Genomic DNA, 21,237 nt, shown 5'->3' on the forward strand with positions numbered 1-21,237 from the left:
CCGCGATCGCCCGGGCCGATCACGCCACCTGGCTGCGCCGCGCACGCTCCAGATGCACCAGCAGCAGCGAGATGGCCGCCGGCGTCATGCCCGGGATGCGCTGCGCCTGGCCAATGTGTTGCGGGCGCACGCGCTCGAGTTTCTGCTGCACTTCGATCGACAGCCCGCGCACGCCGGCATAGTCGAAACCTTCCGGAATGGGCGTGGTCTCCTGGCGTTGCTGGCGCGCGATGTCGTCGCGCTGGCGGTCCAGGTAGCCGGCGTACTTGACGCTGATTTCCACCTGTTCGGCGACCTGCGCATCGTTCACGCCCGGCCCCAGTGCAGGCACGCGCATCAGGCTGGCGTAGTTGAGTTCCGGGCGCTTGATCAGATCCAGCACATTGGTTTCGCGGCTCAGCGACACACCCAGCGTCTGCGTCACCTCGCGCCCCAGGGCATTGCCCGGGGTGGCCCACAGCGCGGACAGCCGCGCGCTCTCGCGCTGCACGGCATCCTGCTTGGCCGAAAAGCGCGCCCAGCGCGCGTCATTCACCAGGCCCATGCTGCGGCCAACGCCGGTCAGGCGTGCATCGGCATTGTCTTCGCGCAGCTGCAACCGGTATTCGGCGCGGCTGGTGAACATGCGATACGGCTCGGTGGTGCCGTGGGTGATCAGATCGTCCACCAGCACACCCAGGTAAGCCTCGTCGCGGCGCGGCGACCACGCCGGCAGGCCATGCACGTGGCGTGCGGCATTGAGCCCGGCCAGCAGGCCTTGCGCGGCCGCCTCTTCGTAGCCGGTGGTGCCGTTGATCTGCCCGGCGAAGAACAGCCCGCCCACTACCTTGGTCTCCAGCGAGGCCTTCAGCCCGCGCGGGTCGAAGAAGTCGTACTCGATGGCGTAGCCGGGGCGGGTGATGTGCGCGTTGGCAAAACCGTGGATCGAGCGCACCAGCGCCAGCTGCACATCGAATGGCAGCGAGGTGGAAATACCGTTGGGATAGATCTCGGTCACCTCCAGGCCTTCGGGCTCGACGAAGATCTGGTGGCTGGTCTTCTCGGCGAAGCGCACCACCTTGTCTTCGATCGACGGGCAGTAGCGCGGGCCGATGCCTTCGATCTGGCCCGAGTACAGCGGCGAGCGATGCAGTGCGCTGCGGATGATCTCGTGCGTTTGCTCGGTGGTCTGGGTGATCCAGCAGCTGACCTGACGCGGATGGTCGCTGCGCTGGCCCATGAATGACATCACCGGCAGCGGGTCGTCGCCGGGTTGTTCGGCCATGACGCCGTAATCGAGCGTGCGCCCGTCGATGCGTGGCGGGGTCCCGGTCTTGAGGCGGTCGATCCCGAATGGGCGCTCGCGCAGCCGTGCGGCCAGGGTGGTCGCCGGCGGGTCGCCCATGCGCCCGGCCGCGTATTGGGTTTCGCCGACATGGATCTTGCCGGCCAAGAACGTGCCGGCGGTCAGCACCACCGACGGCGCCTCGAAGCGCAGCCCGGTCTGGGTGATGACTCCGCGCACGCTGTCGGCTTCAGTCGCGCCGTTGTGGATGATCAGATCGTCCACCGCCGCCTGGAACACGGTCAGGTTGGGCTGCGCTTCGACCATGCGGCGGATCGCATTGCGATACAGGTTGCGGTCGGCCTGGCAGCGGGTGGCCCGCACCGCCGGCCCCTTGGAGGCATTGAGCGTGCGCCACTGGATGCCGGCCAGATCGGCCGCGTGCGCCATGGCCCCGCCCAGTGCATCGATCTCCTTGACCAGATGGCCCTTGCCGATCCCGCCGATGGCCGGGTTACAGCTCATCGCGCCCACGGTTTCGATGTTGTGGGTCAGCAGCAAGGTGCGCGCACCGGTACGCGCGGAGGCCAGCGCGGCCTCGGTGCCGGCATGGCCGCCGCCGATCACGATGACGTCGTAGCGATGGAAAGAGTCAGACATGGGCGTGTGGACCAGGAGCAGAAGGAAGGTGGCGGCCGCGAAAGTATCGGCTGAAGGGCGAGCGAGGTCACTCGACGGGCAAAAATGTGATTTAAGTCACACTATCGAATACTGACCCTCAAGTTGGCATGTATCGTGCGGATATCCCTACTGCACCCGTCGCGGCATTGCGACATGGGCGCAAAGGCTGGAATTGGAACAGGGGCCAGCCGCGCGTGCGACGGGGTAGCGTAAGGGTCGGTAGTCGGGGGACTGCCGACCCTTATTTTTTTCTGCGTCGGTGGGGTGCTGACAGAGGATCCAGCCTGCAGCGTCATCTCGCGCCGCCAAGCAAGTGCCAAAAACATAAAGCCCCGGCATGCCGGGGCTTTATGCATTGGAGGCGCCGATATCCGACAGGGCCGGAACAGGGGGGATCCAGATTTCCCTGTCGGACATCGACATAAGTCGGTCAGTGGGCCGGGCCGGGTCAGAAGATGACGTGGCGGGTCACACAGAGCACCTAGCTTGCGACCAAGTGCCGGCTGAACGCAAGCCCCCAATGTTGCCATTTGTGGGGCCTGTCGCAGTCAGCTTGTCACGGAATCTGCTCGCGCGTGTTGCGTGGCGCGGTCTGCCGCTGGATTTCGCGGATCACGCGCGGCGGTGCGCCAATGCGGGCCGGGGGCCGTGACGGCGGAGCGCCGGTTGCCGGCGGGCGATTGGGTTGCTGCGGGCGCGGCCCGTTCGGACGGGGGCCGTTGTTGAACGAGCCATTGGGACGCGGCGGACGGTACTGCGGGCGACGATCATTGGGGCGGTAGTAATACCCGCCGCCACGATAGACCGGGTAGACCGGGTAGTCGTACAGCCCGATACCGCCCGCGCCATACGGCACGCCGTATGGGCCGCCATAAGGACCGCCGTAGTAGGGCGAGTATCCGGGCGGATAGCGATACTGCACGGCGGGCGCGCCACGGTAGTAACCGCCTGACCCGCCTCCGGTGTAGTCGTAGGTCGCACAGCCGCCCAGGGCCAGGAGCCCGGCGGCGAAGATCAGACGGAATTTCATGGATGGTGCCCTCCTGCAACCATGATGGCACTTTCGAGCCGATGCATTGAATCGGTCCTTAACTGTGCCGCAATGTGGCGCTTTGTCATCGATCCAGCATGCGCGGGCGGTGTGCGTGCGAGCCGTGAAGAGCAGGGCGATACGTTAATCTTGCAGGCATGATCGACACGGTTCCTCTTGCCCATTCCGATGTCCTGCAGGCCGCCGCGCGCATTGCCCCGCACTGCGCGCCGACACCGTTGCTGACCTCGCACAGCCTGGATGCGCTGTGTGGCGCGCAGCTGTTCTTCAAGGCCGAGCATCTGCAGCGTGGCGGCGCCTTCAAGTTTCGCGGGGCCTGCAACGCGGTGTGGTCGCTGCCGGACGCGCTGGCCCCGCGTGGCGTGGTGACCCATTCGTCCGGCAACCACGGCGCGGCGCTTGCCCTGGCGGCGCGTACCCGCGGCATCGGCTGCCATGTGGTGGTGCCCGAGGGCGCGGTGGCCGCCAAATTGGCCAATATTTCCCGGCACGGCGCCACGCTGTGGCGCTGTGCGCCGACCATCGCCGCGCGCGAGCAGCTATGTGCCCAGGTGCAGGCCAGTGTCGGGGCGACCCTCGTGCATCCGTACACCGATCCGGCGGTGATCGCCGGGCAGGGCACGGCCACGCTGGAGTTGCTGCACCAGAGCGGTGGGCTGGACGTGGTGCTGGCGCCGGTCGGTGGTGGCGGGCTGGCTGCCGGGGCAGCCCTGGCGCTGCAGGCCGCCCCCGGATGCGCGCTGGTGCTGGCCGAGCCCAGCGGGGCGGCCGACACCGCACGCTCGCTGGCGGCCGGGCAGCGCCTGGTCGACTTCATCCCCGACACCGTCTGCGACGGTCTGCGCGGCACCCTGGGCGCGCCGAATTTCGCGCTGCTGCAGGCGGCTGGCGCGCAGGTGATCACCGTGGACGATGCCGCCGTGGTGCAGGCGATGCGGCTGATCTGGCAGGTGCTCAAGCAGGTGGTGGAGCCGTCGTCGGCGATCACGCTGGCGGCGCTGCTGGCCGACCCGGCGCGGTTTGCCGGCAAGCGGGTGGGGGTGATCCTGTCCGGCGGCAACGTCGACCTGGACGCAGTGCCCTGGGCCGCCGCGTGAGCAGGCGTCGGCGCGGGCTCGGCCTGTGGGGCTGGGGCTGGCGGTTATGCATGCTGGCGGTGATCTGGCTAGTGGCGGTGGCCGGGTGGATCGTGTGGGTGGGCGACCGCGACCAGGCCGCACCGGCCGATGTGATCATCGTGCTGGGTGCGGCCGCCTACGACGCACGTCCCTCACCGGTGTTCGAAGAACGCATCCGGCATGCGCTGGACCTGTACGCCCAAGGGTATGCACCGCGCCTGTTGTTTACCGGCGGCTTCGGCAACGGCGCGCGCTTTGCCGAGTCGCAGGTGGCACGCCGTTACGCGCTGCGTCACGGTGTACCGCCGGACGCGATCGTGATCGAGACGGTCTCGCGCACCACCCGGCAGAACCTGGAACAGGCCCGCGTGCTGATGGCCCGCCATGGCATGCACCGGGCCATCATCGTCAGCGACCCGCTGCACATGGCGCGCGCGCTGCGGCTCAGTCAGGAACTGGGCGTGGACGCGCTGGCCTCGTCCACGCCCAGCACGCGCTTTCGCAGCTTCCACACCAGCTGGCGCTTCCTATTGCAGGAGGTCTATTACTTCCATCGCGATCTGGTGGTGCAAGGGCCGTGACTGCGAGCCTATGATGCGGCTTTCCCAGCGGCAGGTTCGAGCATGAGCGAGAGCAATCGGCAACGCGCCACCGGCCTGGTCCAGGCCTATTACGAAGCATTCAACCGCGGCGATTGGGACGGCATGTTGGCGTTTTTGGCCGACGATGTCGCGCATGACCTCAACCAGGGCCCACGCGAGATCGGACGTGCGGACTTTGCCGCCTTCCTGCAGCGCATGAACGACAGTTACCGCGAGCAGCTGCGCGATGTCGTGATCACCGCCAGCGACGACGGCACGCGCGTGGGGGCCGAATACGTGGTGCACGGGGTCTACCACACCACCGACGAAGGCCTGCCGGAAGCCAATGGGCAGACCTACGTACTGCAGGGCGGGGCCTTTTTCGAGGTGCGCGAGGGCAAGATCACCCGCGTCACCAACTACTACAACCTGCAGGAGTGGATCGCGCAGGTGTCGCGCTGAGTGCCGTGATCGGCGCAGCCAGCCCGGCGTAGGAGCGCGCTTGCGCGCGATGCGGCATTCCCGGTAACGCCTCATCGCGCGCAAGCGCGCTCCTACGCGGGTGGTCCGGGTTACAACAACACGATCCCGACCACCACCAGGATGAAGATGCTCCACTTGAGCACCTGGTAGAGCGGGTTGTTGCGTTCCTTCAACGCCTTGGCCTTCAGCCGCGCGGCGTAGAAGTATCGGAACACGCGGTTGATGCCGCCGGTCTTGTCGCCTTCCTGATTGGGTGAGGCACCGGCCGAGAGCAGGCTGCGGCCGACGAAGCGGTTCACTGCCGCCGCCCAGCGCCAGCGCATCGGGCGCTCGATGTCGCAGAACAGGATGATGCGGTCCTGGTCGGTGTCGTTGCGCGCGTAGTGGATATAGGTCTCGTCGAACATGGTCCACTCGCCATCGCGCCAGCTGTGGCGCTGGCCGTCGACGTCGATGAAGCAGCGGTCGTCGTTGGGCGTGGCCAGGCCAAGATGCAACCGCATGGAGCCTGCGAACGGGTCGCGGTGCGGGCGCAGTTCGCTGCCCGGCGGCAGCTCGGCGAACATCGCCGCCTTGACCGTGGGGATGGATTTGAGCAACGCGGTGGTCTGCGGGCACAGCTCGGCTGCCGACGGGTGCGCAGTGCCGTACCACTTCAGATAGAAGCGCTTCCAGCCGCGGCGGAAAAACGAATTGAAGCCGATGTCGGTATAGCCGTCGGCGGCGCGGATCTTCTGCATCTGCTGCAGCGCCACCGCTTCATCGCGGATCACCGGCCAGTGGGCGCGCAGCGGCGCCAGCTCGGGAAACTCCTTGCCCGGGTCGATGAACGGCGTGGTCGGCACGCGCGAACACAGATACATCAGCGTGTTGATCGGCGCCATGAAGGTGGAATGGTCCAGCAGCTGCCGGCTGAGCCGGTGCCGCACGCGACCGCGGTAATGGATGTACAGCGCCGATGCGATGAACAGCGCGATGAGGAGCCACTTCAACATGGGGAACGCCAATGGGGGCGGGGGGCCGCAACAGAGGGGAAGGCCGCCGGCGGGCAACGCCGGGCAGGGGAAGCCTTTAGCGGATGAATTCTACCGGGTGTGGCGGCTGCGCCCGGCCACTGCACAGCGGCGCCGGCGCAATACTGTGTGTCACCGGAACCGGCGCACGGGCGCGACCACTGTGCACTGCCTCAATCGCGGCGGCGGCGGATCGGAATCGAGGCCACCGGCACGCTGGCGACGTCATGCCCCTGTTCGCGGATGGGCGCGCCGGGCGCCGGAGCCCAGGCGTGTGCATAGATCACTTCCCAGGAGCTGGGCAGGGTGCCGTCGGGCCGGCGCAGCGGTTCGTAGGCGGCACTGGCGGCGGCAAAGCGGCCGCGTCCGGTCAGCGTGGCGCGGCGATTGCTGAGCGCGTTGGTGGCGCCCATTGCCCGCAGCTCGCGCATCAGGGCGGGCAGGTCGTTGTAGGTGAGCGTGAACAGGTCGCGGTCCAGTACCGGGTCGCGGAAGCCGGACATCAGCAGGGCATCGCCGAACTGCGCGATCGGCGGGAAGCGGCTGACATGCGGGGCGGGGTCGGCCTGGGCGAAGGCATCGCGCAGCTCGATCAGGGTCTCCGGGCCGAAGGTCGAGCACAGCAGCAGGCCGCCCGGCCGCAGGGCGCGGCGGAAGCCGGCGAACACCGCCGGCAGGTCTTCCACCCATTGCAGGCACAAATTGCTGAAGATCACATCCACGCTGCCATCGGCGACGGGGAGTGCGCGCGCATCGGCGCAGACCTGCGCAAACGGCTTCCACCACCCGGCTGCCTTGCGCGCCTGGCGCAGCATCGGCATGGCCTGGTCGAGCGCGATCACCTGCGCCTTGGGCCAGCGTTTCTTGATCGCAGCGCTGGCATGGCCGGGGCCGGCGCCGACATCCAGCACCACCTTGGGCACCTGCTCGCCCAGGTAGTCGAGCGATTCGAGCAGGCGCGTTTCCACTTCGCGCTGCAGCGCGGCGGCGGCGGCATAACTGCTGGCGGCACGCGCAAACGCGCGCCGGACGTGGCGGGGGTCGAAAGTGCTATTCATTACGGCGCTATTGTCGCCTCTGGGCGAGGCGGAGGGAATCGATGGATGGGGCCGGGCGCGGCGCTAGAACGTGCCCGGATAACTGCCGCCATCGATGAGCAGGTTCTGCCCGGTGATGTAGCCGGCCTGCGCGGCGCACAGGAATGCGCAGGCCGCGCCGAATTCGTCCGGCTCGCCAAAACGCGCCGCCGGGATGCCCGCACGCTTGCGCTCGGCGACTTCTTCGAGCGTGCTGCCCTGCTGCTGCGCGATGGTGGCGAAGTTGCCCCGCAGGCGGTCGGTGGCGAACTGGCCGGGCAGCAGGTTGTTGATGGTGACGTTGTCGGCCACGGTGCTGCGCGCCAGCCCGGCAACGAAGCCGGTGAGGCCGGCACGTGCGCCGTTGGACAGGCCCAGGATGTCGATCGGCGCCTTCACCGCACTGGAGGTGATGTTGACGATGCGGCCGAAGCGGCGCGCACGCATGCCATCGACGGTGGCGCGGATCAGGTCGATCGGGGCGAGCATGTTGGCGTCCAGCGCGCGTAGCCAATCGTCGCGTTCCCAGTGGCGGAAATCGCCCGGCGGCGGGCCGCCGGCGTTGTTGATCAGGATGTCCACCTGCGGGCAGGCGGCGAGCGCGGCGCTGCGTCCCTGCGGCGTTGCGATATCGGCGACCACGCTGCGCACCTCGCCAGCGCCGGGAACCGCGCGCACTGCCTCGGCCGCATGCTCCAGCGCGTCGCGGCCGCGCGCGACGATGACCACGTTGACGCCTTCGCCGGCCAGGGCGCGTGCACAACCCAGGCCCAGTCCCTTGCTGGCGGCGCAGACCAGGGCCCAGCGGCCGGCGATTCCAAGATCCATGCGGTATGTCCTCGATCAGCGATGTTGCATGATCGGCGATCCGCTCACGGCACGGACGCAACGAAGCGTTGCAGTGCCTCGCTCACTTGATCGGCGTGACCCAGAAAGGGGGCGTGGCCACCGCCGGCAATGGTGAGCGCCTGCGCATGCGGGGTGAGCGCAGCGGCAGCATGCATGCCGGCGGCAGGCACCAGGCGATCGCGCTGGCCGGCAATCCACAGGCTGGGGCGTGCGAGCTGCGGCAAGGCACGGCGCAGGTCTGTGCGTTCGAGCAGGGTGAGTCCCTGCTGCAAGGCCTCGGGCGCCGGTTCTCCGCGTGCGGTGAGCGTTTCGCGCAGGCTGCGCAGTTCGCTGCGTGCATGCGCCGAGCCGAGCGTGTCCAGCGCCAGAAACCGCTCCAATGTGCCGCGGTAATCGCGCGTCAACTCTTTGCCGAATTGCACGAACACGTCGCGCTCGACTGCGTCCGGCCATTCGCTGCCCCGCACGAAACGCGGCGTGGCCGCGATCATCGCCAGCCCGCGCACCTGCGGTTGGGTGGCGGCGGCATGCAGCGCAAACAGCCCGCCCAGCGACCAGCCCAGCCACACCGCAGGCGGGGTGGCGGCGGCAATGGCCGCGACCACATACGGTAGAGCCAGTGGCGTGCTGTCGTCGCGACTGAAGCCGTGCCCGGGCAGGTCGACCAGATGCAGTTGATAGTGCGGTGACAAGCGCTCGACCAGCGGCGCGAACACCCCGCCGTGCAGTGCCCAACCGTGCAGGAGAACCAGCGCAGGCCCATGGCCGATGACATCGATATGCATGGGCGCATTGTCGCCGATTGTTGCGTGCCGATACGCGTTGATTGCGGCGCGTTGGTGCTGCGACAGGGCTCAGAAATACTGGATGGTGGTGGTCTTGCCGCCGATTGCAGTTTGCCGATCGGCGCTTGGGTGTTTAGGTACGGCGCTGCTGCTGCGCGTCGGCGTCAGTGCGAGACGGCTGCACGCAGCGCGCCGATCTTCGGGGCCAGCAACGCCCACTGCGTGCGCGCATAGCCGCGCCAGCACCAACGCGCCGGCCAGCGCCAGCGCCGTGCACGCCGCGCCTGGATCGCCGCGGCCAACCACTCGGGATCGAATCCGTCCCACACGCCGGCCACGCTGCGCAGATTGCCGATCAGCACCGGGTGCACCTCGTGCAACAACATCGTGCGCAACTGCATCAGGGTGAACGGCGAGGCGGCCAGCACGTAGGCGATGCCATCGTCGTCGCGACTGTCGGTGTCCAGATACAGCAGCGACAAGGCTTCCCATACGCGGCGCTGCGCCGCCGAGGCTGTGTGTGGTGTCGCCGGCGGCATGTCAGTGAAAAGAGGCCATCGATGGCGAACACGCAAACGCTGCATCACCGGTGCGATGCATGCTGGGCCGGTTGCAACGGGGAATCGGCGCGCGCTTGCCGCCCGTCGCGCGCGCGCCTGGTGCAGGCGATGCATTGGTCGGGTAACCGCTGCTGCTTTCAGCGCAGGCCATGCAGTAACTGCGGCTCGCCTCAGGCAGAGGCACGCAGCGGTTGCCGGCTGACCACGTCGCGCGCCTGCACGATCGCCTCGATCAGCGCCTGCACCTGCTGCGGGGTATGCAGGGCCGACAGGGTCACCCGCAGGCGTGCCTTGCCCTCGGGCACCGTGGGTGGGCGGATTGCGCCGACCATGAACCCGGCCTGCTCGAGTGCGGCCGACATCGCCATCACCGTGGCTTCTTCACCGCACAGCAGCGGCTGGATCGGGGTATCGGAGGCCATCAGTTCGAACCCATGCCGGCGCGCGCCATCGCGGAAGCTGCCGATCAGTTCGACCAGGCGCGCACGCCGCCAGTCGTCGCGACGCGCCAGGCGCACTGCGGCCAGGGTCGCGGCGACCTGCGCCGGCGGCAGGGCCGTGGTGTAGATGTAGGGGCGCGCGGTTTCGGCCAGGTGACGGATGAGTGCCTCATCGCCGACCACCACGGCGCCATAGCCGCCCAGCGCCTTGCCCAGCGTCACCAACTGCAGCGGCACTTCGGCCACGCCCAGCCCGGCATCGGCCACGCAGCCGCGCCCCTGCGGGCCGAGCACGCCAACTCCGTGCGCATCGTCGACGTAGAACAAGGCCTCCTGCATGCGTGCCACCAGGCTCAACGCGCGCAGCGGCGCCACATCGCCATCCATGCTGAAGACGCCGTCACTGGCCAGCATCGCCGCGCCCTCGGGGGCACCCTTGAGCTGGCGCATCGCGCCTTCCACATCCAGATGCGGATAGCGCCGCAGCCGGCAGCCGGCCAGGCGCGTGGCATCGAGCAGGCTGGCGTGATTGAGCCGGTCCTGCACGCAGACATCGTCTTCTTCGCTGAGCAAGGCCTGCTGCACGGCCAGGTTGGCGATGAAGCCGCTGCCGAACAGCAGCGCCGATGGATACCCCAGCCACTGCGCGATTTCGCGCTCCAGCGTCTCGTGTGCGGTGTGGTGGCCGCAGATCAGATGCGAGGCAGTGGCGCCGGCACCATCGCGCGCGGCCGCGTCCTGCAAGGCGGCCACCACTTCGAACTGCTGCGCCAGGCCCAGATAGTCGTTGGAGCAGAACCCGGTCAGCCAGCGGCCATCGATCTCCAGGCGCACGCCATCGCGGCGACCGACCTGGCGGCGTACCCGTACCCGTTCCTGGGCGAGGCGCAACTTGCGCAGCGACGAAATCCGTTCGTGCAGATCGGGGCGAGCCATGGGGAGTCGACATCGAAAAAGGTCCGCTAGCGTAGCGTGCCGCGGTCACCTCGCCCAGCCGACACCGACAGCCGGTGCAGTGTGATGGCCCATGGCGTCGGGGTGCTGGAAAGCGCGTGCAAGCCCGGCGGCGGTTGCCGGAGGCCTCGCGCGTCAAGGCGGTCTGTGACCGCTCAAAGTCCACGACAGCGGCAACGGCGAACCTGCAGGGCGCAGTGCGATGGAGTGATCGATTGCGTCGCGCTGTCGGCGGCGCGCTTCTGCCACGGTCCGGATGATCGGGTGATAGTGCTTGTAACCGGCTCCGGGCATGCGCTGGCTGAGGGCCGGTCCTGCATCCGGTGCCATCGCGGGTTGGCGATGGCCCGATCAGGCGCTGCCGCAGGATCGGCTGCAGGTAGGCGCTGTCTCCAACGCAACGCCTGCCGCCGGCCCCGCCCATCGCCGCAGGACGGCTCAGGCGCGGTGCGGGCTCAGCCGACGATGCGGCGCTGCGCGGTCATGCCGCGCGTTCGCAGGCCTGGCCGCAGGTGATGTCCGCATGCACGGTGCCCGGGTGGTCGTGGTCGGCGGCATCGACAGTGATCTGCATCGGGCGCAGGCCCAGGCGCTGGAACAGGGCCTGGTCGCGTTCGGTGTCCGGGTTGCCGGTGGTGAGCAGTTTTTCGCCGTAGAAGATCGAGTTGGCGCCGGCCAGGAAACACAGTGCCTGCAGCTCGTCGCTCATCGCTTCGCGGCCGGCGGACAGGCGCACCATCGATTTGGGCATGGTGATGCGGGCCACGGCGATCATCCGCACGAACTCGAACGGATCCAGTTGCTGGGTGCCATGCAGCGGCGTGCCGGCGACCTGCACCAGCTGGTTGATCGGCACCGAATCCGGGTGCGCCGGCAGCGTGGCCAGTGCCAGCAGCAGGCCGATGCGCTGGTCGCGGGTTTCGCCCATGCCGACGATGCCGCCGCAGCAGGTCTTCAGGCCCACGTCGCGCACATGCTCCAGGGTGTTGAGCCGGTCCTGGTATTGGCGGGTGTGGATGATCGAGTCGTAGTAATCCGGCGCGGTGTCCAGATTGTGGTTGTAGTAGTCCAGCCCGGCGTCCTTCAGCGCGCGCGCCTGGCCGGCGTCGAGCATGCCGAGCGTGGCGCAGGTCTCCAGGCCCATGGCCTTGACCTCGCGGATCATCGCGGCCACCTTGGGGATGTCGCGCTCCTTGGGCGAGCGCCAGGCGGCGCCCATGCAGAAGCGCGAGGCGCCGGCCGCCTTGGCCTGGCGCGCCTTGGCCACGACCTCTTCGGTCTCCATCAGCTTCTGCGCGGTCACGCCGGTGTCGTAGCGCTGCGCCTGCGGGCAGTACGCGCAATCTTCCGGGCAGCCGCCGGTCTTGACCGACAACAGCGTGGAGACCTGCACCTGCGCCGGATCGAAATGCGCGCGGTGCACGCTGGCTGCGTGGTGCAGCAACTCGGGGAACGGCAGATCGAACAGCGCCTGCAGCTCTTTGCGATCCCAGTCATGGCGGACGACAACAGACATCGGAGTTTCCTGACAGTCAGCGGCTTGGAAGCCAGGCAGTCTGGTGAGCATGGAAGAGGCTGTCAACTTCAATGGGGTGGGCTCGGTTTACAGGTGGCCGCAGCGGGTGTTGCGGTTTCTGCTGCCGAGCCTGTGCCTGGTCTGTGCCGAGGCGGGCATGGCCGACTGCGATCTATGCCCGTCCTGCCGCGCCGCGCTGCCCGAGCACGGCCGTGCCTGCCTGTGCTGCGCCAGCCCGCTGTTCGCGTCCGATGGCGTGGCGTTGTGCGGGCAGTGCCTGCAGCAACCCCCGCCACTGCAGCGCGTGCATGCCTGCTTTACCTACCGCTGGCCGGTGGATGGCCTGCTGCGGCGCTTCAAGTTCCACCAGGACCTGGCGGCGGGGCGTCTGCTCAGCGAGCTGATGGCCAGGCGCTGCGCCAGCCTGCCGCGACCGCAGGCGCTGGTGCCGGTGAGCCTGCACCGCCAGCGCTTGCGTCAGCGCGGTTACGACCAGGCGCTTGAGTTGGCCAGGCCGCTGGGCCGCGCGCTGCGCCTGCCGTGTCTGCCGTTGCTGCGGCGTGTGCGTGCAACTGCGCCGCAATCCGAGCTTGACGCAATCGAGCGGCAGCGCAACGTGCGCGACGCATTCGTGGCGCGTGGCGCATTACCGGCGCACGTGGCGCTGGTGGACGACGTGATGACCACCGGCGCCACGCTGCATGCGGCGGCCAGGGCCTTGCGCCGCGCAGGCGTGCAGCGGGTGGATGCATGGATGTGCGCGCGGGTGCCGTGATGGATGCGGTTTCTGTTTGACGTGGCTTTAGAAGAAAGCGCAAAGACACGTCAGTGGGGTGCTGCAGGCGCTGCGTGGTCCCGTACCCTCACCCCAACCCCTCTCCCGTAGGAGAGGGGCTTGCTGCCTGCGGAGTGGTGCCCTGCGGCGCAGGCTTCGCTTTGGATCGGTCAACGCTTGTCATGCGCGAAGCACATCATTCAACGGGCCCTTGTCTGTCGAACGCTGCCGCCTGCCAATCCCAGATTCCAGATTCCAGATTCCAGATCCCAGATCCCCGGACTCCAATTCCCGATTCCCAATTCCCGCTGCTAACGTGCTGCCACCGCGATCGCGATCCCGAGGAAGATCGCCAGGCCCACCCAGTTGTTGTGCAGGAAGGCGCGGAAGCACGGGCCGCGTTCGCGGTGGCGGGCAATGCGGAATTCGTAGACCACCAGCAGCGCCGCCACGCCCAGGCCTGCCCAATAGGCAGCGCCGAGCGCGGCACGCAGGCCAACCGCCGCCAAGGTGGCGAACATCAGCGCATACAGCGCGCCTTGCGCCAGCAGATCGTACTTGCCGAACAGGATGGCGGTGGACTTGCTGCCCATGCGGATGTCGTCGTCGCGGTCGACCATGGCGTACCAGGTGTCGTAGGCGGTGGCCCACAGGATATTGGCCGCATAGAGCAGCCAGCCCAGCAACGGCACGCTGCCCTGGACGGCTGCAAAGCCCATCGGAATGCCCCAGCCGAACGCCATGCCCAGGTAGACCTGCGGCAGGTGGGTATGGCGTTTCAGATAGGGATAGCTCGCAGCCAGAAACACGCCCGGCACGCTCAGCGCCACGGTCAACCAGTTGAGGCTGAGCACCAGTGCGAACGCCACCAACATCAGCGCCACGAACACCCACAACGCCTCACGTCCGGATACCGCACCGGTGGCCAGTGGGCGGGTCTTGGTACGCTCGACATGCGGGTCCAGCCAACGGTCGGCGTAGTCGTTGATGACGCAGCCGGCCGAGCGGGTCAGCCAGACCCCTGCGGTGAACACGAACAACGTCCACAACGGCGGCAGGCCGTCCGCGGCCAGCCACAGTGCCCACCAGGTGGGCCACAGCAGCAGCAGGCTGCCGATCGGGCGGTCGCCACGCACCAGCTTCCAGTACTGCCCCAACCGTTCGGACCACGTCAGCGCGGGCGCTGCCGCAGCCTGTTCAAACCCATGCTTGCTCATGCCGCAAAGGGTAGCAGCGCGCCCCGGCCCCGGCCATGCGGAGATTGGCGCGCCGCGCATTGCGCAGGCAGCGGGCATCAGGTGGGCAGGTGTGTAGGGGGACAGGAAAAATTGGAGAACAGCAGGAGCAGCAGGAGCAGGGAAACAGGAGGAGCAGGGAACCGGACGGGCTTGGGTTGGGTGTGCATGACCTCGGACAAGCACGACAGACGGCAGCGGGGCGTGCGGGCGCCCAGCGCTGGCGGGTGGAGGCCATCGCATGGCTGGCCTGAAGCGAGCTGCTTCTGCTTCCGCTGCCGAGGCTGGTTCACGTGGTCGCCGGCGGCGGCTCACCCAAGCGCCTTGCCGGGAACTGCCGGACATCGCGCGGCTGGCGCCGGTCTGGCATAATGCCCGGCCAGGCGCTCGTAGCTCAGCCGGATAGAGTAGTGGCTTCCGAAGCCATTGGTCGGGGGTTCGAATCCCTCCGGGCGCACCAGATGAACCCTCCGGGGACATCCCAGAAAGTCCAAAACCCCCGAGAAATCGGGGGTTTTTGTTTCCTGCACGTCCACCCGGCCCACCCGGCCACCCTGATCGCTGACCTCCAGCCTGATCGGGCACGGAGGAGCGTCGGCCCTGCTGCGTAAAGATGCCGTGCGGTCCGGGTCTGCCTAGCGGTGCGGGCGGGCGCTTGCGTTGGCGTAGCGTCGTCGCCCTGATCGGGGTCTGATGCGGTCAGAGCAGGCCGGCCCTTGAGCCGCCGCGTCAGATCCGTCGATGCTCAAGCGAACCGCGTGTTCAAGGTTGCTGCGGATGAACGGCATGGCTGCGCCGCTTCGTGAGATTTCCTTGGCATCGAAGTCGCGCGGGTCTTCAGCGTGCAATCCGATGGAGCAAACATGCACCAGCACCTGTCTCGCTGATCTGGCCAGACCAGTCTGTCGTGCTCAACGCGTCAGTACAGCAGCGGTGCGACGCACAGCAGCTGCACATTAGCGAGCACGCGTCAGCACGATGTCTTTATCGGGTCTGATCAAGAAGGTGTCGACCCGGCCTGGATCAATCAGCTTGAACTGGCCGCGAACTGCTCACGCTATTGCACAGCCACGTGGGACATGTCCTTCGCTTGCTATCCAGGCACGCTGACGCATGACAGAGCGACTGAGCCTGAAACGATCACTTGGCACATGAGTAACGATTGTCTGGCGTCGCCACGCGTTCACATCTTCGCGCTGCGCCTGCGGAGCGCGCTGCCGTTGCAATAGATGTTATCTCTCGGTTCGATTGATGGGAGCACCACCAGACACAGCCCGCACGTCTGCCCGCGAATTGCTTGAGCATCGAATACTGAATCGGTTTCGGGTCGTTGCAGTGGAGCTATGCCTTTTTGTCAGGCAAGGTATTCAGTCGCTCAATAGCGAGTCGATATAGACGGAGCACAGGCATTGCACACGTGGTGCATGCCTGCCTCTTTCCATATTTCTGGTCGAACCCACTGATGAACACGTTCTTGCAGCGCTACAACGTTGGCCGCCGACTGGGGATGGCCTTCGGTATTCTCATTCTGTTGTCGGGCTTGCTGGTGGCCACGGGCCTGAGCACCATGGCCAGCGCCCGTGCCGAGATGGACTCCATCGTCAAGGTCAACGTGGCCAAGATGCAGCTCAGCAACGCCATGCGCGATGCCAACTCCAATATCTTCATTGCACTTGGAACGCTGGCGATGGTGACGTCTGACGAGTTGAATGAGCAGGCTGCTCAAGCCGTCAAGGAACAACGTCAGCGCTACGCGGACGAGCGAAAGGCGCTTGAGACGTATCCTGCGACCGATGCCGGCCTCAAGCTCCGCGCCGAAATCGATGCCGCTCGCGAGGTTTCGCGTGTTTTGAATGATCAGGTCATTGCACTGGCGGCGGAAAACAAAGACGACGAAGCACAGCTGTTTCTAAGTGAGAAGGCGCGCCCGGCGATGCTCGTCTGGCAGGCCAAGATCGCCGAGAACGTCAAGCTGCAGGAAAAGCAGACTGCGCAATCCTACGACGATGCGGTTGCCGCGATGAACCGGGGCAAGACCCTGCTGATCATCGGTGGCGTGGCGGTGGTGCTCATCAGCAGCCTGCTTGCCTTCACCATCACCCGCAGCCTGACGCTGCCCCTGGGCCGGGCCACGCGTGCCGCCGAGGCGATTGCAGGCGGCAATCTGGACAACGATGTGGACACGCAGGCCAAGGATGAAAGCGGACGCCTGCTCAACGCGATGAGCAAGATGCAACTGCAGCTGCAGAACCTGCTTGCTGCGCAGGCCGACATGGCAAAACGTCACGACGACGGGCAGACCAGTTTCCGCATCGACGCATCGGCGTTTCCGGGCAATTACGGGCGTATGGCGCACGACACCAATGACCTGGTGGCCTCGCACATTGCGGTCACGGCGAAGCTTGCGCAGATCATGGGGCGCTATGCGATCGGCGACCTCAGCCAAGACATGGACAAGCTGCCCGGCGAGAAGGCCGTGCTCACCGAGACCATGGTGCAGGTCAAGCAGAACCTTGGCGCGATGAATACCGAGATCAAGCATCTCGCGCTGGCCGCTGCCGATGGCGATTTCACTGCCCGCGGCGATGCGGACCGTTTTCAATATGACTTCCGCGTCATGGTGGAGAGCCTCAACACCTTGATGTCCACCGCCGACGGCAACCTGCAGTCGCTGTCCGGTCTGTTGCAGTCCATTGCCGCAGGCGACCTCACCGCGCGCATGAGCGGCGAGTTCCGTGGTGTCTTCGCACAGATGCGCGACGATGCCAACGCCACTGCCACGCAGCTTGCCGAGATCGTCACCGGCATCAAGACCTCTGCCATTTCGATCAAGGGCGCGGCCAGCGAGATCGCTGCGGGCAACCAGGATCTGTCGCAGCGCACCGAGCAGCAGGCGGCCAACCTGGAAGAAACCGCCGCCTCGATGGAAGAGCTCACCTCGACGGTCAGGCAGAATGCCGAGGGCGCGCGCCAGGCCAATCAGCTCGCCATCGGCGCCGCCAGCGTCGCCGCACAGGGTGGGCAGGTGGTGAGCAAGGTGGTCGAGACCATGGCAGGAATCGAGGCCTCGTCCAAGAAGATCGCCGACATCATCTCCGTCATCGATGGCATCGCGTTCCAGACCAATATCCTGGCCTTGAACGCGGCAGTGGAAGCCGCACGTGCAGGCGACCAGGGGCGCGGTTTTGCGGTGGTGGCAAGCGAGGTGCGCACGCTCGCGCAGCGCTCCTCCGGCGCTGCCAAGGAAATCAAGAGTTTGATCGATGACTCGGTACAGCGTGTCGCCGAGGGTTCGGCGCTGGTGCATAGCGCCGGCACGACGATGACCGAAGTGGTTGCCAGCGTGCAGCGCGTCACCGACATCATGGGCGAGATCTCCGCTGCGTCGCAGGAACAGTCGGCAGGGATCGAGCAGGTCAATCAGACGGTCACCCAGATGGACGAGACCACGCAGCAGAACGCCGCGTTGGTGGAAGAGGCAACGGCAGCGGCGCGCTCGCTGGAAGAGCAGGCCGTCCATCTCACCGACGCTGTCGCGGTATTCAAGACCGATGCAGCCGGTGGTGCGGCCGTCACCGCGCTGCTGTCCAGCCTTTCGGTCGCAAAGACGGCAAAGCCGAAGCCAGCCGTCGTTGGCCGTAGCACCCCTGCAATGCCGCGGCCGGCACTGGCTGCGGTCAGCAACGAGACCAGTTGGCAGGAGTTCTGAGACTCGCTCGCCCGCGTGCGGCGCCCACCCGGCGCCGCGGCGCATCACCGCGCGACGCCGCGCGGTCATCGCTCGGCACACGTCGCGACGTTGTGGCATGCGCCCCGTCGACCCGCAAGAACCTGCGTCGAGCCGCTGGCATCCGGTATGCAGCCGCGCGGTGCACCTTGCGAACTCATCTGCACGGCGCGTGGACGAGCGCCTCGTCACCATGGAGCTCTTGTGACCGAGGTGGTGCATGGCAAAGCCGACGCTGTTTTTTCTGCACGCCCTCGGGGGCAGCCGCAAGGAATGGAATGCTGTCATCCAGCAGCTGGCGGAGCGTTTTGAGTGTGTGGCATTGGACATTCCCGGCTTCGGCGATGCGGAGCCGCTGGACGATGCAGGTGTGGGCGCACAGGTGGCCTGGTTCGTGGACCAGGTCGTCGAGCGCCAGCCCACGCGCTGGTGTGTCATCGGGCACAGCATGGGCGGGAAGATCGCCACGCTGGCCGCGGCGCAGGCGCGCGATGGCGTTGCCGGTCTTGCCGGACTCGCCGGTGTCGTGCTCGTCGCCGCATCGCCTCCCGCGCCGGAGCCCATGGATGAAGTGCGGCGACAGACCATGCTTGGCTGGTTCGAGAACGGGCGCCCTACGCAGGCCGAGGCGGAGCAGTTCGTCGATGACAACTGCGCGCTGCCGCTTCCGCCAGCACTCAGACAATGCGCGGTTGACGACGTGCTGCGAACCAGCGCCAAGGCCTGGTTGGCCTGGCTGACCCATGGCAGCCGGGAAGACTGCCGTGAGCCGGCCGGTTGCATTAACGTTCCGGCATTGATCGTGGCCGGTGGTGAAGACGGCGACCTCGGCGAACCCGCGCAAAGACGGCTGAACCTGCCGCACTACGCGCATGCCCGTTGTGTGGTTGTCGACGGCGCAGCCCATCAGATCCCGTATGAGCGTCCGCAGGAGCTGGCGCAGCACATCGCTGCCCATGTGGAGCACTGCGTGCAGCAGTGCCTGCCTGAAGCGTTTGTGGCCTTGCTCAATGCCAGCCGGGTGGCACCGCGGATGCGCAAGGTGCTGCTCGCGCGCCATGCGGGCCCGCCGGCGGCGGCCACAGGCATCCTGCGCCCGCATCAGCTGGAGATCCTGACCGCGGTGGTCGCGCGCGTGCTGGATGGCGCGCGCGACGCACGGCAGATCGCACGGCGCATCGATGTGCAGCTTGCCCAGGGCGCAGGCGACGGGTGGCGGCACGCCGACCTGCCGGCCGATGCCGCGGCGCTGCCACTGGGTCTGGAGACGCTCGATGCCCTGGCGCACGGTTTTGTCGCCTTGGCCGCCGAGGACCAGGACCGCTGGTTGCATAGCATTGCCGCTTGCGCAGCGGGCGACACGTCGGCCTATGGCCTGGATGCCACCCAGCTCGCCCACTGGTTCGAGGACGTGCGTGCCGAGGCGATCCGCACCTGGACCAGCCTCCCCGCCACGCTGGCGCTGCTGGGCTACGATGGATTTGCCGTGGGTGGTGCGGGCCTGGACAGCCCGGGCTATGAACTCACCACCGCCAACCGGCACGAGCAGTGGCAGCTGTGCGCACCGGGTGCCCGGTGAGGCCCGACTGCAGCACCGACATCGTCGATGCGGTGGTGATCGGCAGCGGTGCCGGTGGCGGCCCGGTGGCGGCCAGGCTGGCGCAGGCCGGGGTTTCGGTGGTGGTGCTGGAGGCGGGCGCCGCGTTCACCCCTGACGCGCATCTTCCCGACGAGCTCACCACCGGCATCTACTGGATGGACGAGCGGTTGAGCGGCGGGCAGACCCCCACCGCGTTCGGGCCGAACAACTCAGGGTCCGGCCTGGGCGGCTCGACGCTGCACTGGGGCGCGTTCTGTCCGCGGCCGGACGCACGCGATCTCGCGCTGCGCACGCAGACCGGTGAGGGCGCCGATTGGCCGATCGCGTCTCCGGAGCTGCTGTCGTATGTCCGCCGGGTCGAGGAGTTCATCGGCGTTTCCGGGCCCGCGCATTATCCGTGGGACCCGGAGCGCAGCTATCGCTATCAGCCGGCACAACGCAATGCGCCGGCCGAGGCGATGGAGCGCGGCTGCCGCGCGCTGGGTGTGACGGCGACCGATGCGCCTGCGGCGTTGGTGACCACGCCACATCATCAGCCGCACTGGGGCCGGCGAGCGGCCTGCAACAACTGCGGCGGGTGTCACCAGGGGTGCAGCAACGGCGCCAAGGTGAGCGTCGATACCACCTGGCTCCCGTTGGCCGCTGCCCACGGCGCCCAGCTGCGTGCCGACAGTCGGGTGATCGACATCGAGCGCGATGCGCGTGGAACGATCAGTGGGGTGGTCTATCAGCACCATGGGCGGAGCCTGCGCCAACGCTGCCGTGCCGTGTTTCTGTGCGCCGGCGGCGTGGAGACGCCCCGCCTGCTGCTGAATCTGGAGCTGGCCAACTCCAGCGGGCAGGTCGGGCGTAATTTCATGGCGCACGTGGCCACGCAGGTGTGGGGGGAGTTCGATGCGCAGATGCGCATGAACCGCGGCTACCCCTCGTCGCTGATCACCGAAGACATGCTGCGTCCGCCCGGCGCCGAGTTCATCGGCGGCTACCTGGTGCAGAGCCTGGGCGTCCAGCCGGTGACGCTGGCCAACACGCTGGCGCGCGGCGCAGGAATGTGGGGCAACACCTTGATGACCACCCTGCAGCGCTACAACCACCTGGCCGGCATCGGCATCAACGGCGAGTGCCTGCCGTACGACCGCAACCGGCTGACCTTGTCCGACGAGCGCGATGCCTTCGGCCATCGCAAGGCGCGGATCGACTTCAGCTATGGCCCCAACGAGCAGGCACTGGATGCGCATGCGCGGCGCTTCCTGCAGGCGGTGTGGGAGGCTGCGGGAGCCCGCAGCATCTTCGCCGCGGCCCGCTCCGCGCACACCCTGGGCACCTGCCGGATGGGCCGCGACCGGCAAACGGCCGTGGTCGACCCGGACGGCCGCTCGTTCGACATCCCCAACCTCTACCTCTGTGACAACTCCGTGTTTCCCAGCGCGTTGGCGGCCAACCCGGCCCTGACCCAGATGGCACTGGGCCTGCGCACGGCCGAACGGTTTCTTGCGCGCGAGTGACGCGTACACCACACCCTCTTTCAA

Annotated in this window: 17 protein-coding genes and 1 tRNA gene; 8 read left to right on the plus strand and 10 right to left on the minus strand. The window is 67.3% G+C overall.

Features of this window, described 5'->3' with window-relative positions:
* Nucleotides 1-19 precede the first annotated feature (19 nt).
* The gene (gene mnmG, locus ACCQ10_RS01920) at nucleotides 20-1,924 is read right to left on the minus strand and encodes a tRNA uridine-5-carboxymethylaminomethyl(34) synthesis enzyme MnmG (protein WP_372362027.1); all 1,905 of its coding nucleotides are present in this window, start codon (nucleotides 1,922-1,924) and stop codon (nucleotides 20-22) included.
* Between the two features lie 577 nt (nucleotides 1,925-2,501).
* Nucleotides 2,502-2,975, minus strand: a complete 474-nt coding sequence (locus ACCQ10_RS01925; RefSeq protein WP_372362028.1) for a hypothetical protein — start codon at nucleotides 2,973-2,975, stop codon at nucleotides 2,502-2,504.
* A gap of 158 nt (nucleotides 2,976-3,133) precedes the next feature.
* Here ACCQ10_RS01925 and ACCQ10_RS01930 point away from each other — a divergent pair, with 158 nt between their 5' ends.
* From ACCQ10_RS01930 to ACCQ10_RS01940, 3 genes are read left to right on the plus strand one after another with little or no spacing between them, the layout of a single operon-like run.
* Nucleotides 3,134-4,093, plus strand: a complete 960-nt coding sequence (locus tag ACCQ10_RS01930) for a pyridoxal-phosphate dependent enzyme (protein WP_372362029.1) — start codon at nucleotides 3,134-3,136, stop codon at nucleotides 4,091-4,093.
* The gene (locus ACCQ10_RS01935; protein WP_123137571.1) at nucleotides 4,078-4,695 is read left to right on the plus strand and encodes a YdcF family protein; all 618 of its coding nucleotides are present in this window, start codon (nucleotides 4,078-4,080) and stop codon (nucleotides 4,693-4,695) included. The genes ACCQ10_RS01930 and ACCQ10_RS01935 overlap by 16 nt, the downstream gene beginning before the upstream one ends.
* 42 nt (nucleotides 4,696-4,737) lie before the next feature.
* Entirely contained in the window at nucleotides 4,738-5,157 is a 420-nt protein-coding gene (locus ACCQ10_RS01940; protein ID WP_372362030.1) for a nuclear transport factor 2 family protein, read from the plus strand.
* 110 nt (nucleotides 5,158-5,267) lie between these two features.
* On the opposite strand, the gene lpxO is transcribed toward ACCQ10_RS01940, so the two are convergent.
* From lpxO to bioB, 7 genes are all read right to left on the minus strand, one after another.
* Nucleotides 5,268-6,173, minus strand: a complete 906-nt coding sequence (gene lpxO / locus ACCQ10_RS01945; RefSeq protein ID WP_039415240.1) for a lipid A hydroxylase LpxO — start codon at nucleotides 6,171-6,173, stop codon at nucleotides 5,268-5,270.
* Between the two features lie 191 nt (nucleotides 6,174-6,364).
* On the minus strand, nucleotides 6,365-7,249 hold the full coding sequence (gene bioC / locus ACCQ10_RS01950; RefSeq protein ID WP_039415232.1) for a malonyl-ACP O-methyltransferase BioC: 885 nt from the start codon (nucleotides 7,247-7,249) through the stop codon (nucleotides 6,365-6,367).
* A gap of 63 nt (nucleotides 7,250-7,312) precedes the next feature.
* Entirely contained in the window at nucleotides 7,313-8,095 is a 783-nt protein-coding gene (locus ACCQ10_RS01955; RefSeq protein WP_372362031.1) for an SDR family oxidoreductase, read from the minus strand.
* 44 nt (nucleotides 8,096-8,139) lie between these two features.
* Nucleotides 8,140-8,901, minus strand: coding sequence for a pimeloyl-ACP methyl ester esterase BioH (gene bioH / locus ACCQ10_RS01960; RefSeq protein ID WP_372362032.1), 762 nt, complete (start codon nucleotides 8,899-8,901; stop codon nucleotides 8,140-8,142).
* A 164-nt stretch (nucleotides 8,902-9,065) separates the two neighbouring features.
* The gene (locus ACCQ10_RS01965; RefSeq protein ID WP_372362033.1) at nucleotides 9,066-9,440 is read right to left on the minus strand and encodes a DUF7079 family protein; all 375 of its coding nucleotides are present in this window, start codon (nucleotides 9,438-9,440) and stop codon (nucleotides 9,066-9,068) included.
* A 191-nt stretch (nucleotides 9,441-9,631) separates the two neighbouring features.
* Nucleotides 9,632-10,837: an 8-amino-7-oxononanoate synthase gene (gene bioF, locus ACCQ10_RS01970; protein ID WP_047695491.1), complete on the minus strand. Its 1,206-nt coding sequence runs from the start codon at nucleotides 10,835-10,837 to the stop codon at nucleotides 9,632-9,634.
* Nucleotides 10,838-11,336: 499 nt separating this feature from the next.
* Nucleotides 11,337-12,371 carry a biotin synthase BioB gene (bioB, locus tag ACCQ10_RS01975; protein WP_104579345.1) on the minus strand — a complete coding sequence of 345 codons (1,035 nt, stop codon included), beginning with the start codon at nucleotides 12,369-12,371 and terminating at the stop codon, nucleotides 11,337-11,339.
* A gap of 49 nt (nucleotides 12,372-12,420) precedes the next feature.
* On the opposite strand from bioB, the gene ACCQ10_RS01980 reads away from it, so the two are divergent.
* Complete coding sequence (locus ACCQ10_RS01980; RefSeq protein WP_372362034.1) at nucleotides 12,421-13,146, plus strand: ComF family protein; 726 nt, start codon at nucleotides 12,421-12,423, stop codon at nucleotides 13,144-13,146.
* 311 nt (nucleotides 13,147-13,457) lie between these two features.
* Here ACCQ10_RS01980 and ubiA read toward each other — a convergent pair whose 3' ends face one another.
* Nucleotides 13,458-14,363, minus strand: coding sequence for a 4-hydroxybenzoate octaprenyltransferase (gene ubiA, locus ACCQ10_RS01985; protein ID WP_372362035.1), 906 nt, complete (start codon nucleotides 14,361-14,363; stop codon nucleotides 13,458-13,460).
* Between the two features lie 401 nt (nucleotides 14,364-14,764).
* Between ubiA and ACCQ10_RS01990 the strand changes: the two genes are divergently transcribed.
* The 4 genes from ACCQ10_RS01990 (at nucleotide 14,765) to ACCQ10_RS02005 (ending at nucleotide 21,213) form a co-directional block, all read left to right on the plus strand.
* Nucleotides 14,765-14,841 (plus strand) — tRNA-Arg (locus ACCQ10_RS01990).
* 1,002 nt (nucleotides 14,842-15,843) lie between these two features.
* Nucleotides 15,844-18,090: a methyl-accepting chemotaxis protein gene (locus ACCQ10_RS01995; RefSeq protein WP_372362036.1), complete on the plus strand. Its 2,247-nt coding sequence runs from the start codon at nucleotides 15,844-15,846 to the stop codon at nucleotides 18,088-18,090.
* Nucleotides 18,091-18,328: 238 nt separating this feature from the next.
* Nucleotides 18,329-19,687 carry an alpha/beta hydrolase gene (locus ACCQ10_RS02000; protein WP_372362037.1) on the plus strand — a complete coding sequence of 453 codons (1,359 nt, stop codon included), beginning with the start codon at nucleotides 18,329-18,331 and terminating at the stop codon, nucleotides 19,685-19,687.
* Nucleotides 19,688-19,725: 38 nt separating this feature from the next.
* Nucleotides 19,726-21,213, plus strand: a complete 1,488-nt coding sequence (locus ACCQ10_RS02005; RefSeq protein WP_372363031.1) for a GMC family oxidoreductase — start codon at nucleotides 19,726-19,728, stop codon at nucleotides 21,211-21,213.
* The last annotated feature ends 24 nt before the right edge of the window (nucleotides 21,214-21,237 follow it).

The sequence above is a fragment of the Xanthomonas sp. NCPPB 1325 genome (assembly GCF_041477645.2).
Lineage (GTDB): Bacteria > Pseudomonadota > Gammaproteobacteria > Xanthomonadales > Xanthomonadaceae > Xanthomonas > Xanthomonas cannabis.